Genomic DNA, 13,774 nt, shown 5'->3' with positions numbered 1-13,774 from the left:
TTCTATCCCTTCTTTAATTGTTATTATCCTGATGGTTAACCTTACATCATGAATGCTTTTTACCGTTGAATGATGAAAACGGACCTTTTGCTACTGGAACCCAATCAAGCATGACAACTCAGGCCCCACCGACCGCTTTGCTGCCGCTTACCCCGGAGCAACTGGCACGCCTTCAGGCGGCGACAACCGATTTCTCGCAGACGCAACTGGCCTGGTTATCCGGCTATTTCTGGGGGATGATTAATCAACAACCGGGTGCTGTTACCACGGCTCAGCCACCGGCAGCAGACGTTGCGGTTATTACCCTGATTTCTGCATCGCAAACCGGTAATGCACGTCGCGTGAGTGAACAACTGCGTGACGATTTACTGGCAGCAAAACTGAACGTTAATCTGGTTAACGCGGGCGACTATAAATTCAAACAAATTGCCCAGGAAAAACTGCTGGTTGTCGTGACTTCAACGCAAGGTGAGGGCGAACCGCCTGAAGAAGCTGTGGCGTTGCACAAATTCCTGTTTTCGAAAAAAGCACCAAAACTGCCAGGCACTGCATTTGCCGTATTCAGCCTGGGCGACACGTCCTACGAATTCTTCTGCCAGTCAGGTAAAGACTTTGATAACAAATTGGCGGAACTCGGTGGTGAGCGCCTGTTGGACCGCGTGGATTGTGACGTAGAGTTCCAGCCAGCAGCCAGTGAGTGGCGTGCAAAAATTGTCGACGTCCTGAAATCTCGTGTGCCGGCAGAAACGCCAGCCCAAGCAGCGGTCACCGCAACGGGCGTGGTCAACGAGGTTTTCTCAAGCCCGTACACCAAAGAAGCGCCGCTGACGGCAACGCTTGCGGTTAACCAGAAAATCACTGGTCGTGACTCAGAAAAAGATGTGCGCCATTTCGAAATCGATTTGGGTGATTCTGGCCTGCGTTACCAGCCAGGTGACGCACTCGGTGTCTGGTATCAAAACGATCCCGCTCTGGTTAAAGAGCTGGTTGAACTGCTGTGGCTGAAAGGCGATGAAAGCGTCACGGTCGACGGTAAAACACTGCCGCTTACTGAAGCGCTGGAGTGGCATTTCGAGCTGACGATTAACACGGCAAACATTGTTGAGAAATACGCGCAGATTACCCGCAATGCAGCGCTGCTGGATTTGGCGGGTGATAAAACCAAGCTGCAACACTTTGCTCATAACACACCGATTGTGGATATGGTGCGTTACGCCCCGGCTGAATTAACCGCTGAACAACTGATTGATTTATTGCGCCCGCTGACACCGCGTCTGTACTCCATCGCTTCTTCTCAGGCTGAAGCCGAAACCGAAGTGCACATTACCGTTGGCGTGGTGCGTTATGACATTGAAGGCCGTGCCCGTACCGGTGGCGCTTCCGGCTTCCTGGCCGACCGCCTTGAAGAAGACGGCGAAGTGCGGGTGTTTATCGAACATAACGATAACTTCCGTCTACCCGCTAACCCGGAAACCCCGGTGATTATGATTGGCCCAGGCACTGGTATTGCCCCGTTCCGTTCGTTCATGCAACAGCGTGAAAACGACGGCGCAGGTGGTAAAAACTGGTTGTTCTTTGGTAACCCGCATTTTACCGATGACTTCCTGTATCAGGTTGAATGGCAGCGCTACGTCAAAGACGGCCTGCTGACCAACATCGATCTGGCCTGGTCGCGCGACCAGGAACATAAAATATACGTACAAGATAAACTGCGCGAAAAAGGCGCGGAACTGTGGAACTGGATTAATGAAGGTGCCCACATTTACGTCTGCGGCGATGCAAATCGTATGGCAAAAGACGTTGAGCAGGCATTACTGGAAGTGGTAGCTGAGTTCGGTGGCATGGATACCGAAACGGCAGATGAATTTTTAAGTGAGCTGCGCGTTGAGCGCCGTTATCAGCGAGATGTCTACTAATGAGCGAAAAACACCCAGGACCATTAGTGGTCGAAGGCAAGTTAACTGATGCTGAGCGCCTGAAACGCGAAAGTAACTTTCTGCGTGGCACTATCCAGGAAGATTTACAGGATGGGCTGACCGGCGGCTTCCGCGGCGACAACTTTTTGCTGATCCGCTTCCACGGAATGTATCAGCAGGATGACCGAGATATTCGTGCTGAGCGTGCAGAGCAAAAGCTCGAGCCGCGTCATGCGATGATGCTGCGTTGCCGTCTGCCGGGGGGGATTATTACCACCGAGCAATGGCGTGCGATTGATAAATTTGCCGAAGACAAAACCATCTACGGCAGCATTCGCCTGACCAACCGCCAGACTTTCCAGTTCCACGGCATTCTGAAAAAGAACGTGAAACCTGCACATGAAATGCTGCATGAAGTTGGGCTGGACGCACTGGCAACCGCTAACGACGTGAACCGCAACGTGTTGTGTACGTCGAACCCGGTGGAGTCTGAACTGCACCAGGAAGCCTACGAGTGGGCGAAGAAACTCTCTGAGCATTTGCTGCCACGCACCCGTGCTTACGCTGAGATCTGGTGGGATCAAGAGAAAGTCGCGACGACCGACGAAGAGCCAATCCTCGGTTCAACCTATTTGCCGCGTAAGTTTAAAACCACAGTTGTTGTACCGCCGCAGAACGACGTCGATCTTCATGCCAACGACATGAACTTCATCGCCATTGCGAAAGACGGCAAGCTGGTGGGCTTCAACCTGCTGGTGGGTGGTGGTTTGTCTATCGAACACGGTAACAAAGCAACCTATGCCCGTACCGCGAGCGAGTTTGGCTACATTCCGCTGGAGCACACACTGGCGGTGGCGGAAGCGGTTGTCACCACTCAGCGTGACTGGGGTAACCGTACTGACCGTAAAAATGCCAAGACCAAATACACCCTTGAGCGCGTTGGTGTTGACGTGTTTAAAGCGGAAGTTGAACGCCGTGCGGGTATTACATTCGAGCCGACGCGCCCGTACGAATTTACCGGGCGTGGCGATCGTATTGGTTGGGTAAAAGGCATCGACGACAAATGGCACCTGACGCTGTTTATCGAAAATGGCCGCATCCTGGATTACCCGGGGCGCCCACTGAAAACCGGCTTGATGGAGATCGCGAAGATCCACAAAGGCGATTTCCGCCTGACGGCAAACCAGAACTTGATCGTGGCGGGTGTGCCAGCAAGCGAAAAAGCAGCGATCGAGAAGATCGCCAAAGATAGCGGCCTGATGAACGCGGTAAAACCACAGCGTGAAAACTCGATGGCCTGCGTTTCCTTCCCGACTTGCCCGCTGGCAATGGCAGAAGCTGAACGCTTCCTGCCGCAGTTTGTGACTAAAGTTGAAGAAGTGCTGGAAAAACACAACGTGCCGGATGAACACATCGTCACGCGTGTTACCGGCTGCCCGAACGGCTGTGGCCGTGCGCTGCTGGCTGAAATCGGCCTGGTGGGCAAAGCACCTGGGCGCTACAACCTGCACATCGGCGGTAACCGTATCGGTACGCGTATTCCGCGTATGTACCGTGAGAACATCACTGAGCCAGAAATTCTGGCATCTATTGATGAACTGGTTGGGCGCTGGTCAAAAGAGCGCGAAGCGGACGAAGGCTTCGGTGATTTCACTATCCGCAGCGGGATTGTTCGCCCGGTGTTGGATCCAGCCCGGGATTTGTGGGACTAATTTTCCCCTCACCCTAACCCTCTCCCCAAAGGGGCGAGGGGACTGTCCGGTTTTCTCCCTCTCCTGGGGGAGAGGGGCGGGGTGAGGGCAAGCTTAAATAAGCGAGGCACGTATGTCTGTACTCGATCTAAAAGCGTTGAATGAATTGCCAAAAGTTGAACGTGTGATGGCGCTGGCCGAGGTCAACAGCCAGCTCGAAAAGCTCACGGCGCAGCAGCGTGTCACCTGGTCGCTGGAAAACCTGCCGGGCGAGTTTGTGCTCTCCTCAAGCTTTGGTATTCAGGCTGCGGTGTCTTTGCATCTGGTGACGCAACAATTCCCGGATATCCCTGTGATCCTCACCGATACCGGTTATCTGTTCCCGGAAACCTACCAGTTTATTGATGAGCTGACGGATAAGCTGAAGCTTAATCTGAAAGTATTCAGCGCGAAGGAAAGTGCAGCCTGGCAGGAAGCGCGTTACGGGAAACTATGGGAGCAGGGCGTTGAAGGCATTGAGAAATACAATGACATCAACAAAGTTGAACCGATGAACCGTGCGCTGCGCGAGCTAAATGGGCAAACCTGGTTTGCTGGCCTGCGCCGTGAACAATCGGGCAGCCGTGCCAATTTGCCGGTGCTGGCGATTCAACGTGAAGTGTTTAAAATCCTGCCGATTATCGAGTGGGACAACCGCCAGGTTTACCAGTACCTGACCGCCAATGGCCTGAAATACCACCCGCTGTGGGATCAGGGCTACCTTTCTGTCGGCGACACTCACACCACGCGTAAGTGGGAAGAGGGTATGGCAGAAGAAGAAACGCGTTTCTTCGGTTTGAAGCGCGAGTGCGGTTTGCACGAATAAGTTTCTGACAGTTTGAATATTGAAAAGCCCTTCACATGGTGTGAAGGGCTTTTTATTGGGTGCCACAAAAATTATTGCTTCGCCTTCGCCAGCTCTTTTACCAGCGGCAACACCACGCGAACGACATCACGGCTGCGTTTTTCAATACGATGCGGGAGCCACTTATCCAGATACTGTTGGTTATCAATCAACGCATTATGCCAGCTGGTTCCATCGGGGAAGGCTTTGCTTTTGGCGAGCTGCTGATAGCCATCTTTCTTGCCTAACGACCAGTTAGTCGCTTCAACCGCCAGCACCGGAATGCCAGCCTTATCAAATACGTCTTCATCGCTACAGCAGCCCGTTCCTTTTGGGTGTTTTGCGTTAAGGCCCGGGTTAGTCGTGGCTTTGATATTCATCTGGCGTGCCAGCGCTAACGCACGGTCACGCGTTAGTTTGCTCACCGCGGTTGGCGTCGATTTACCGCTGTTGAAATAGAGTTTGTCACCGACAATCAGGTTATCGAGATTAATCACCAGCAGCGTGTTTTTCTTTTCGCTTGCGCTCATGCGCTTGAGGATATCTTCCGCCCCCAGGTTACCCAGTTCTTCACCGCTGGTCGCGATAAAGCGGATTCCGTAGCGAGTGGGAATGCTTTTCAGCCGGGTCGCGAGTTCAAGCATCACACCAAGGCCCGATGCATTGTCATCAACCCCTTGCAGCGTTAACCCACCGAGATTGTTATTTACATCGTTATCACTGAGCGGTGTGTAGGTATCAAGGTGCGCCATAATAATGATCTGCTGCGGCTCAACGCCTTCACGCGCCGCAATGACTGAGCTGGCACTGACGTTATGCCAGTTCTGGTGGCCATCTTTAGTGGTGTAAAGGTAGCGGGTATTAAAGCGGCGAATATCGCTTTGGTAGCCAAGCTGGCTAAATTGCTGTTGTAGGTAATCCGCGGCTAACATTTCCGAAGGGCTGCCGGCCATACGGCCCTGAAAGACTGTTGCGATGTGGCGTGTTTGTTGGTTGGCAATTTCGCCCAATGGAGATGTGCTTGCCAGAGCGGGCAAGGTACAGCAAATGCTTAGCGCCAGGCTGGTTAGCGAATGGCGCAATGCGGAAAACATAGTGAGTCCCTTTTAAACCGGAAAATTTTTAGCCCGCATAGTATGAAACTGTGACGGGCGTTATACAATTTCAATTCCTCTGAAAGCCACGTTATATCGCTGGTTAAGCACATTTTGTGATTTGCATTTTCAGGGCGTTATTCCTTTGTGGAACTACTCATTCCAATTCGTAATTTCATTACAAATAATCCTCAGCCGTATAGTCCCCTAATGATTTTTTAAACGGAGGTTCTATGACTCTCCGTACTAAACCTCGGTTAAGGGAAAGTTATGGACCAAAAACGACTTACACACCTACGGCAGTTGGAGGCAGAAAGCATCCATATCATCCGCGAGGTCGCCGCCGAATTTTCTAATCCGGTTATGATGTATTCCATCGGTAAAGACTCATCGGTGATGTTGCATTTGGCCCGTAAAGCCTTCTATCCAGGCACGCTTCCGTTCCCGCTACTGCATGTCGATACCGGCTGGAAATTCCGTGAGATGTACGAATTCCGTGACCGCACCGCGAAAAACTACGGTTTTGAGCTGCTGGTGCATAAAAACCCGGAAGGTGTGGCGATGGGTATCAACCCATTCGTGCATGGCAGCGCTAAACATACCGACATCATGAAAACTGAGGGTCTGAAGCAGGCACTGAGTCAACACGGTTTTGATGCCGCTTTCGGTGGCGCACGCCGTGATGAAGAAAAATCTCGTGCCAAAGAACGTATTTATTCGTTCCGTGACCGCTTCCACCGTTGGGACCCAAAAAACCAGCGCCCGGAGCTGTGGCACAACTACAACGGTCAGATTAATAAAGGTGAGAGCATTCGCGTGTTCCCGCTTTCTAACTGGACCGAGCTGGATATCTGGCAGTACATCTTCCTGGAAAATATCGAAATCGTTCCGTTGTATCTGGCTGCACCGCGCCCGGTGCTGGAGCGCGATGGCATGCTGTTGATGGTTGATGATGACCGCATTGATTTGCAACCGGGTGAAGTGATTGAGCAGAAAATGGTGCGCTTCCGCACCCTGGGTTGCTGGCCGCTGACCGGCGCCGTTGAATCCGAAGCGCAGACGCTGCCGGAAATCATCGAAGAGATGCTGGTTTCGACCACCAGTGAACGTCAAGGGCGGGCAATTGACCGCGACCAGGCAGGCTCCATGGAGCTTAAAAAACGCCAGGGTTATTTCTAAGGAGCCGCCAGATGAACACCACTATTGCACAACAAATTGCAGATGAAGGCGGCGTTGAAGCCTATCTGCACGCGCAACAAAACAAAAGCCTGCTGCGCTTTCTGACCTGCGGCAGCGTTGATGATGGTAAAAGTACCCTGATTGGCCGTCTTCTGCATGACACGCGCCAGATTTACGAAGATCAACTTTCATCTCTGCACACCGACAGCAAACGCCACGGGACGCAGGGTGAAAAACTGGATCTGGCCTTGCTGGTGGACGGTCTGCAAGCCGAGCGCGAGCAGGGCATTACTATCGACGTGGCGTACCGTTATTTCTCGACGGAAAAACGTAAATTTATTATTGCCGACACGCCGGGGCATGAGCAGTACACCCGTAATATGGCGACCGGTGCCTCGACTTGTGATCTGGCGATCTTATTGATCGATGCGCGTAAGAGCGTGTTGGATCAAACGCGCCGCCACAGTTTTATCTCCACGCTTTTGGGGATCAAGCACCTGGTCGTTGCGGTTAACAAAATGGATCTGGTGAGCTTTAGCGAAGAGACTTTCGAGCAGATCAAACAAGATTACCTGACCTTTGCCGAGCAGCTTCCTGCGGATCTGGATATTCGTTTTGTACCGCTTTCAGCACTGGAAGGTGACAACGTTGCCACGCAAAGTTCGAACATGCCGTGGTACACCGGCCCAACGCTGCTGGAGCTTCTGGAAACGGTTGAAGTGAAGCGTATCGTTGAACAACAGCCGATGCGTTTCCCGGTTCAGTATGTTAACCGCCCAAACCTGGATTTCCGTGGTTATGCCGGAACCCTGGCATCTGGCGTGGTAAACGTCGGGCAGCGCGTGAAAGTTTTACCATCAGGGGTGGAGTCAGCTATTGCGCGAATCGTCACTTTTGACGGAGATTTGCAACAAGCTGCTGCGGGCGAAGCCATTACGCTGGTGCTCAAAGATGAAATCGATATCAGCCGTGGCGACCTGCTGGTTGATGCTAATGACACCCAGCCTGCGGTACAAACGGCGAAAGTCGATGTGGTGTGGATGGCTGAACAACCGTTGGTGCCAGGGCAAAGCTACGACATCAAAGTCGCCGGAAAGAAAACGCGTGCCCGTGTTGATAACATTCACTATCAGGTCGAAATTAACAGCCTGACACAGCGTCTGGTGGAAAGCCTGCCGCTGAATGGCATCGGCCTGGTAGATTTAACCTTCGACGAACCACTGGTGCTGGATAAGTACCAGGAAAACCCGGTTACTGGCGGGTTGATTTTCATCGACCGTCTGACCAACGTGACGGTTGGCGCTGGCATGGTGCGTGAGCCGCAAGAAGAGGTGTATCAGGAGCCGTCAGCGTTTAGCGCGTTTGAACTGGAACTCAATGCGCTGGTGCGTCGTCACTTCCCACACTGGGGCGCACGCGATTTGCTGGGAGGCAAGTAATGGCTGAGCACGACGAAAACGTCGTCTGGCACGCCCATCCGGTCACGGTTGAGCAGCGTGAAAAACTACACCAGCACCGGGGCGCGGTGCTGTGGTTTACCGGGCTTTCGGGCTCGGGCAAATCGACTGTAGCCGGAGCGCTTGAAGAAGCGCTCCATCAGCTTGGTGTGAGCACGTACTTACTTGATGGCGACAATGTGCGTCACGGTTTATGTAGCGACCTGGGTTTTAGCGATGCCGATCGTAAAGAAAACATTCGTCGTGTTGGCGAAGTCGCCAATTTAATGGTCGATGCCGGGCTGGTGGTGCTAACCGCATTTATCTCGCCGCACCGTGCAGAACGCCAAATGGTCCGCGACCGTGTTGGAGAAGGGCGGTTTATAGAAGTGTTTGTTGATACTCCACTTTCCATCTGCGAAGCGCGCGATCCGAAAGGTTTATACAAAAAAGCCCGCGCGGGCGAGCTGCGAAACTTCACCGGCATTGACTCGGTTTATGAAGCGCCAGTGAACCCGGAAATACACTTAGACGGCGAACAATTAGTAACAAATTTGATTGCGCAATTATTAGACCTGTTGCGTCGTGACGTTATTATCAAAACCTGAGACATAACCAGGCGCGTCACGTGCCTGGATTTAGGGTTTACGGATTCGTTATGCGCAATAGCACCAACATCGCTATCACATCGGCTGAAGCAAGCCCTGGCACCGAAGAGACAACCTGGTCATTGGCTGGTGCGTTCATCGGCTTTTTGTCATGGCTGTTGGCATTGGGCATTCCTTTCCTGATTTACGGCCCTAACACCCTGTTTTTCTTCTTGTATACCTGGCCATTTTTCCTGGCACTGCTGCCTGTCGCGGTGGTGGTGGGGATTGCGCTGCACTCGCTCGTGAGAGGCCGTTTGATCTTTAGCTGCATGACGACGGTGCTCGCAGTAACGTTGATGTTTGGCGTCTTATTCTTGTGGCTCATGGGTTAATCTTAAAATATTCATCAAACCGTAACAGACTATTTATGACTGCAACGCCTCTAACTCACCTGCAAACGCGCATGTTGTCGCTTTCTGTGATAAATTCTGCCGCAAATACGAAGGGCCGCTTTGTACCCGGAGCGAGGCTCGATAAAATTTTGTGCGATGATTTTGCCGTTTTTCAGGGGGCGGGATGGGTAAACTAACGCTGCTATTGCTGGCCTTGTTGGTCTGGCTGCAGTATTCGCTGTGGTTTGGAAAAAACGGCGTACACGATTACACGCGTGTGAATGACGACGTTTCCACACAGCAGGCGACGAACGCCAAACTTAAAGCGCGTAACGATCAGTTGTTTGCGGAAATTGACGATCTCAATGGCGGCCAGGAAGCGATTGAAGAACGTGCTCGTAACGAATTAAGCATGACTAAACCGGGTGAAACCTTCTACCGCCTGGTACCCGATAGCTCTAAGCGCTTAAGTAATAGTGCAGGGCAGAACAATCGATAATCAAGCGTAAGTGAATCTACATGGCAGACTCCTCCCCGGACGTAATTGCCGTGGTGCCGGCAGCAGGTATCGGCAGCCGCATGCAAACGGAATGTCCTAAGCAATATCTAACAATCGGCGATAAAACTATTCTTGAACATGCGGTGGCAAGCCTGATGGCTCATCCACGCGTGGCTCATGTCATTATCGCCATTAGCCCCACCGACAGCTGGTTTGCCTCATTGCCTCTTGCTTCGAATCCAGATGTGACCGTGATAAACGGTGGCGCACAGCGTGCTGACTCGGTACTTGCCGGGCTGAACGTGGTGAAAAATGCGCAATGGGTTCTGGTGCATGATGCGGCACGTCCTTGCTTGCATCAGGATGATTTAGCCCGTTTGCTGGCCATCACTGAGACAAGCAAAATTGGCGGTATTCTGGCAGCTCCGGTACGTGACACGATGAAACGTGGCGAACCGGATAAAGCGCAGATTGCGCATACTGTCGATCGTGAAGACCTTTGGCACGCTTTAACACCTCAGCTGTTCCCTCTGGAATTACTGCGTAGCTGCTTGCAGCGCGCACTCGATGAGCATGCCTCTATTACTGATGAAGCCTCGGCTCTTGAGTATTGTGGCTTCCATCCCGAATTAATTAGCGCCCGCGCCGATAATATAAAAGTGACTCGTCCTGAAGACCTGGCGTTGGCGGAGTTTTACCTCACGCGGTTAACCCAAACGGAGAATAAATAATGCGTATTGGACATGGTTTTGATGTACATGCCTTTGGTGGCCCTGGCCCAATTATCATTGGTGGTGTGCGTGTACCTTACGAGCAAGGGCTGCTTGCACACTCAGATGGCGATGTCGCGCTGCACGCATTAACGGATGCTCTGTTGGGGGCTGCGGCACTGGGCGATATCGGCAAATTATTCCCGGATACTGACCCGGCGTTTAAAGGCGCTGACAGCCGTGAATTGCTGCGCGAAGCGTGGCGTCGAATTCAGGCAAAAGGTTTTACCCTCGGTAACGTCGACGTGACGATTATCGCCCAGGCACCAAAAATGGCTCCACATATCCCACAGATGCGTGTGTTTATCGCAGAAGATCTCGGTTGCCATATGGACGATGTAAACGTAAAAGCGACCACCACTGAGAAACTTGGCTTTACTGGCCGTGGTGAAGGCATTGCCTGCGAAGCGGTCGCACTGCTACATAAGGCTCGCAAATAATGGATATGCAGAATCTGACCTGGCTACACGGTAAGCCACAAGGCACCGGGCTAATCAAAGTTAATCCAGAAGACTTCGTGGTTATCGAAGATCTGGGGTTCGGGCCTGATGGTGATGGCGAGCACTTGCTATTACGCATCCTCAAAAATGGCTGCAATACCCGTTCTGTCGCGGATGCGCTGGCGAAATTTCTGAAGGTTCCTGCGCGTGAAGTCAGTTTTGCCGGGCAAAAAGACAAACACGCGGTGACAGAACAATGGTTTTGCGTGCGTCTGCCAGGCAAAGAAATGCCGGATATGAGCGCGTTCCAGCTTGAAGGCTGCGAGGTGCTGGAATATGCACGCCATCGCCGTAAATTGCGACTCGGTGCTCTTAAGGGCAATCGTTTTACGCTGGTGTTGCGTGAAGTCAGCGACCGCGCTGAGCTTGAACAGCGCCTGAATACGATTTTGCATCAGGGCGTGCCGAACTATTTTGGTAGCCAGCGTTTTGGTATTTCGGGCAACAACCTGCATCAGGCGTTGCGCTGGGCGCAAACCAATGCACCAATCCGCGATCGTAATAAACGCAGTTTTTATCTGTCGGCGGCACGTAGTGCCATGTTTAACCAGATTGTCAGCGAAAGGCTGAAGAAGCCTGATTTTAACCAGGCCATCGACGGTGATGCACTGCAACTGGCCGGGCGCGGGAGCTGGTTTGTTGCCATGCCTGAAGAGCTTCCTGAGCTGCAAGGCCGTGTCGACAGTGGTGAATTACTGATTACCGCACCGCTGCCGGGCGACGGAGCCTGGGGTACGCAAAACGCAGCGCTGGAGTTTGAACAGAGTTGTGTTGCGGCAGAAACAGATTTGCAGGGGCTGTTGGTGCGTGAGCGCGTAGAAGCGGCTCGCCGCGCTATGCTTGTGATGCCCAAAGAGCTGAGCTGGAACTGGTTGGATGATACCACCGTCGAGCTGAATTTCTGGCTTCCTGCCGGGAGTTTTGCGACCAGCTTAGTGCGTGAATTGATGAACGCACCGGGTAATTACGCTGATATTGCCGAGTAACGGCAGAACATATTCCACAGCGGGTAATGACATTACCCGCTTTTTTTTGCCTGAATTTCCGCATTAATTTCTCTTCTGCATAGCCCTACAAAGCCTTGTTTTCAGCACAATCCTCAGACCACAGCGCGTGATTTACATGACATTGGATTGTATAGTAGCCCCTGGGCTGGCTTTTGTTGTGAATGTTACAAAAACTGCAACAAATTCATGACAGGTGCACTAAAATCAGCAGAATGGGATAAAACAACAAGTTGGACAGGTTTTTAAGCATAAAAAACGCAGGCAGTTTTTATCTCAAGGAGCCAACATGTGGTTTTATCCTTTTCATATAAAAGAAGCTTTTAATTTAATATGAGAATACTTTTGAGTAACGATGACGGGGTCAACGCGCCGGGCATTCAAGTTCTGGCGACCCGACTAAGGGAATTTGCTGACGTGCAGGTGGTAGCCCCCGACCGTAATCGCAGTGGGGCATCAAACTCACTGACGCTCGAATCTTCATTGCGTACTTTCACTCTCGCAAACGGCGATATTTCTGTGCAGATGGGCACGCCGACTGACTGTGTCTATCTTGGCGTGAATGCATTGATGCGCCCGGCTCCTGACGTTGTCGTTTCCGGGATTAACGCCGGCCCTAATTTGGGCGACGACGTTATCTATTCCGGCACGGTTGCGGCGGCGATGGAAGGGCGGCACTTAGGTATTCCTGCGCTGGCTGTTTCTCTTAATGGCCATGAGCATTATGAAACGGCTGCGGCAGTCACCTGTACGCTTCTGCGCGCGCTGATGCGCGAACCGCTGCGCACCGGGCGCATTTTAAATATTAACGTGCCCGATTTGCCGCTTGAAGAAATCAAAGGCATTCGTGTGACGCGTTGCGGCAGCCGCCATCCGTCAGATAAAGTGATTCCACAAGAAGATCCACGCGGCAACACCCTGTATTGGATTGGGCCTCCGGGCGACAAATTTGATGCAGGCCCGGATACCGATTTTGCCGCTGTTGATGAAGGCTATGTGTCGGTCACGCCATTGCATGTCGACTTAACCGCCCACAGCGCTCGTGAGGTGGTTAGCCACTGGTTGAGCAAGTCAGGAGTGGATGAGCAATGGTAAGCAAACGCGTACAAGCCCTTCTTACACAGCTACGTAATCAAGGCATCAAAGACGACAAAGTGCTTGATGCGATTGCGCAGGTGCCGCGAGAAAAATTTGTCGATGAAGCGTTTGAGCACAAAGCCTGGGAAAATACGGCATTACCCATTGGCTCCGGCCAAACCATCTCGCAACCTTATATGGTCGCCAGAATGACCGAGTTGCTTGAGCTGACGCCTGAATCCCGGGTGCTGGAAATCGGCACGGGTTCCGGGTATCAAACCGCTATTCTGGCGCATCTGGTGCATCATGTTTGTTCAGTTGAACGCATTAAAGGCCTGCAATGGCACGCAAGGCGACGTTTAAAACAGCTTGATCTGCACAATATCTCAACCCGTCATGGTGATGGCTGGCAGGGCTGGCATGCGCGCAGTCCATTTGACGCTATTATTGTTACGGCAGCACCGCCGGAAATCCCCAGCGCACTCTTGTCACAGCTGGATGAAGGCGGAATTTTAGTTCTCCCGGTAGGCGAAGATCAGCAGTTTCTGAAACGCATTCGTCGATTAAGTGGAGAATTTGTCATTGATACGGTAGAAGCCGTTCGTTTTGTGCCCTTAGTGAAGGGCGAGCTAGCATAACCCGGAAATATCTTGTTTTTTTCTAAGGGGTTTGGCGTAACGTAACGCGCAACGAAATTTTGATAGCTGGTTGTATACCCATTAGTATTCGAGTTGCAGCCAACA

14 protein-coding genes are annotated in these 13,774 nt (G+C 52.1%); 13 read left to right on the top strand and 1 reads right to left on the bottom strand.

Going from position 1 to position 13,774, the window contains the following annotated elements; all coding sequences use genetic code 11:
- Window positions 1–110 precede the first annotated feature (110 nt).
- From cysJ to cysH, 3 genes are all read left to right on the top strand, one after another.
- On the top strand, window positions 111–1,916 hold the full coding sequence (gene cysJ, locus M975_RS14540; RefSeq protein WP_064560546.1) for an NADPH-dependent assimilatory sulfite reductase flavoprotein subunit: 1,806 nt from the start codon (window positions 111–113) through the stop codon (window positions 1,914–1,916).
- Window positions 1,916–3,628: an assimilatory sulfite reductase (NADPH) hemoprotein subunit gene (gene cysI / locus M975_RS14535; RefSeq protein WP_064560544.1), complete on the top strand. Its 1,713-nt coding sequence runs from the start codon at window positions 1,916–1,918 to the stop codon at window positions 3,626–3,628. The genes cysJ and cysI overlap by 1 nt, the downstream gene beginning before the upstream one ends.
- Window positions 3,629–3,740: 112 nt before the next feature.
- The gene (gene cysH, locus M975_RS14530; protein WP_064560542.1) at window positions 3,741–4,472 is read left to right on the top strand and encodes a phosphoadenosine phosphosulfate reductase; all 732 of its coding nucleotides are present in this window, start codon (window positions 3,741–3,743) and stop codon (window positions 4,470–4,472) included.
- Between the two features lie 71 nt (window positions 4,473–4,543).
- On the opposite strand, the gene M975_RS14525 is transcribed toward cysH, so the two are convergent.
- On the bottom strand, window positions 4,544–5,584 hold the full coding sequence (locus M975_RS14525; protein WP_064560540.1) for an aminopeptidase: 1,041 nt from the start codon (window positions 5,582–5,584) through the stop codon (window positions 4,544–4,546).
- 270 nt (window positions 5,585–5,854) lie between these two features.
- Between M975_RS14525 and cysD the strand changes: the two genes are divergently transcribed.
- The 10 genes from cysD (at window position 5,855) to M975_RS14475 (ending at window position 13,669) form a co-directional block, all read left to right on the top strand.
- Window positions 5,855–6,763 (top strand): sulfate adenylyltransferase subunit CysD, encoded by a 909-nt coding sequence (gene cysD / locus M975_RS14520; RefSeq protein WP_064560538.1) that lies wholly within the window; start codon window positions 5,855–5,857, stop codon window positions 6,761–6,763.
- 11 nt (window positions 6,764–6,774) lie between these two features.
- On the top strand, window positions 6,775–8,202 hold the full coding sequence (gene cysN, locus M975_RS14515; protein ID WP_064560536.1) for a sulfate adenylyltransferase subunit CysN: 1,428 nt from the start codon (window positions 6,775–6,777) through the stop codon (window positions 8,200–8,202).
- Window positions 8,202–8,807 (top strand): adenylyl-sulfate kinase, encoded by a 606-nt coding sequence (cysC, locus tag M975_RS14510; RefSeq protein ID WP_064560534.1) that lies wholly within the window; start codon window positions 8,202–8,204, stop codon window positions 8,805–8,807. The genes cysN and cysC overlap by 1 nt, the downstream gene beginning before the upstream one ends.
- Before the next feature lie 50 nt (window positions 8,808–8,857).
- Window positions 8,858–9,181 (top strand): DUF3561 family protein, encoded by a 324-nt coding sequence (locus M975_RS14505; protein WP_064560532.1) that lies wholly within the window; start codon window positions 8,858–8,860, stop codon window positions 9,179–9,181.
- 184 nt (window positions 9,182–9,365) lie between these two features.
- Complete coding sequence (gene ftsB, locus M975_RS14500; protein WP_064560530.1) at window positions 9,366–9,680, top strand: cell division protein FtsB; 315 nt, start codon at window positions 9,366–9,368, stop codon at window positions 9,678–9,680.
- 20 nt (window positions 9,681–9,700) lie between these two features.
- A complete protein-coding gene (gene ispD / locus M975_RS14495) occupies window positions 9,701–10,411 on the top strand; it encodes a 2-C-methyl-D-erythritol 4-phosphate cytidylyltransferase (protein ID WP_064560528.1) in 711 nt (236 codons plus the stop codon).
- Window positions 10,411–10,890 carry a 2-C-methyl-D-erythritol 2,4-cyclodiphosphate synthase gene (ispF, locus tag M975_RS14490; RefSeq protein WP_064560526.1) on the top strand — a complete coding sequence of 160 codons (480 nt, stop codon included), beginning with the start codon at window positions 10,411–10,413 and terminating at the stop codon, window positions 10,888–10,890. The genes ispD and ispF overlap by 1 nt, the downstream gene beginning before the upstream one ends.
- Window positions 10,890–11,936 carry a tRNA pseudouridine(13) synthase TruD gene (truD, locus tag M975_RS14485; RefSeq protein WP_083967900.1) on the top strand — a complete coding sequence of 349 codons (1,047 nt, stop codon included), beginning with the start codon at window positions 10,890–10,892 and terminating at the stop codon, window positions 11,934–11,936. Before ispF ends, truD begins: the two co-directional genes overlap by 1 nt.
- A gap of 351 nt (window positions 11,937–12,287) precedes the next feature.
- Window positions 12,288–13,049, top strand: coding sequence for a 5'/3'-nucleotidase SurE (gene surE, locus M975_RS14480; protein ID WP_064560522.1), 762 nt, complete (start codon window positions 12,288–12,290; stop codon window positions 13,047–13,049).
- On the top strand, window positions 13,043–13,669 hold the full coding sequence (locus tag M975_RS14475) for a protein-L-isoaspartate(D-aspartate) O-methyltransferase (protein WP_064560520.1): 627 nt from the start codon (window positions 13,043–13,045) through the stop codon (window positions 13,667–13,669). The genes surE and M975_RS14475 overlap by 7 nt, the downstream gene beginning before the upstream one ends.
- The last annotated feature ends 105 nt before the right edge of the window (window positions 13,670–13,774 follow it).

Origin of the sequence: Buttiauxella brennerae ATCC 51605, assembly GCF_001654925.1 — a bacterium.
Classification (GTDB): Bacteria; Pseudomonadota; Gammaproteobacteria; order Enterobacterales; family Enterobacteriaceae; genus Buttiauxella; species Buttiauxella brennerae.
Note: the sequence above shows the minus strand (reverse complement) of the source record. Positions and strands in the feature narration are given on the sequence as shown.

Coding starts and splice junctions, on each gene's coding strand:
- cysJ (WP_064560546.1), top strand. CDS start 111: ATGACAACTCAGGCCCCACCGACCGCTTTGCTGCCGCTTACCCCGGAG.
- cysI (WP_064560544.1), top strand. CDS start 1,916: ATGAGCGAAAAACACCCAGGACCATTAGTGGTCGAAGGCAAGTTAACT.
- cysH (WP_064560542.1), top strand. CDS start 3,741: ATGTCTGTACTCGATCTAAAAGCGTTGAATGAATTGCCAAAAGTTGAA.
- M975_RS14525 (WP_064560540.1), bottom strand. CDS start 5,584: ATGTTTTCCGCATTGCGCCATTCGCTAACCAGCCTGGCGCTAAGCATT.
- cysD (WP_064560538.1), top strand. CDS start 5,855: ATGGACCAAAAACGACTTACACACCTACGGCAGTTGGAGGCAGAAAGC.
- cysN (WP_064560536.1), top strand. CDS start 6,775: ATGAACACCACTATTGCACAACAAATTGCAGATGAAGGCGGCGTTGAA.
- cysC (WP_064560534.1), top strand. CDS start 8,202: ATGGCTGAGCACGACGAAAACGTCGTCTGGCACGCCCATCCGGTCACG.
- M975_RS14505 (WP_064560532.1), top strand. CDS start 8,858: ATGCGCAATAGCACCAACATCGCTATCACATCGGCTGAAGCAAGCCCT.
- ftsB (WP_064560530.1), top strand. CDS start 9,366: ATGGGTAAACTAACGCTGCTATTGCTGGCCTTGTTGGTCTGGCTGCAG.
- ispD (WP_064560528.1), top strand. CDS start 9,701: ATGGCAGACTCCTCCCCGGACGTAATTGCCGTGGTGCCGGCAGCAGGT.
- ispF (WP_064560526.1), top strand. CDS start 10,411: ATGCGTATTGGACATGGTTTTGATGTACATGCCTTTGGTGGCCCTGGC.
- truD (WP_083967900.1), top strand. CDS start 10,890: ATGGATATGCAGAATCTGACCTGGCTACACGGTAAGCCACAAGGCACC.
- surE (WP_064560522.1), top strand. CDS start 12,288: ATGAGAATACTTTTGAGTAACGATGACGGGGTCAACGCGCCGGGCATT.
- M975_RS14475 (WP_064560520.1), top strand. CDS start 13,043: ATGGTAAGCAAACGCGTACAAGCCCTTCTTACACAGCTACGTAATCAA.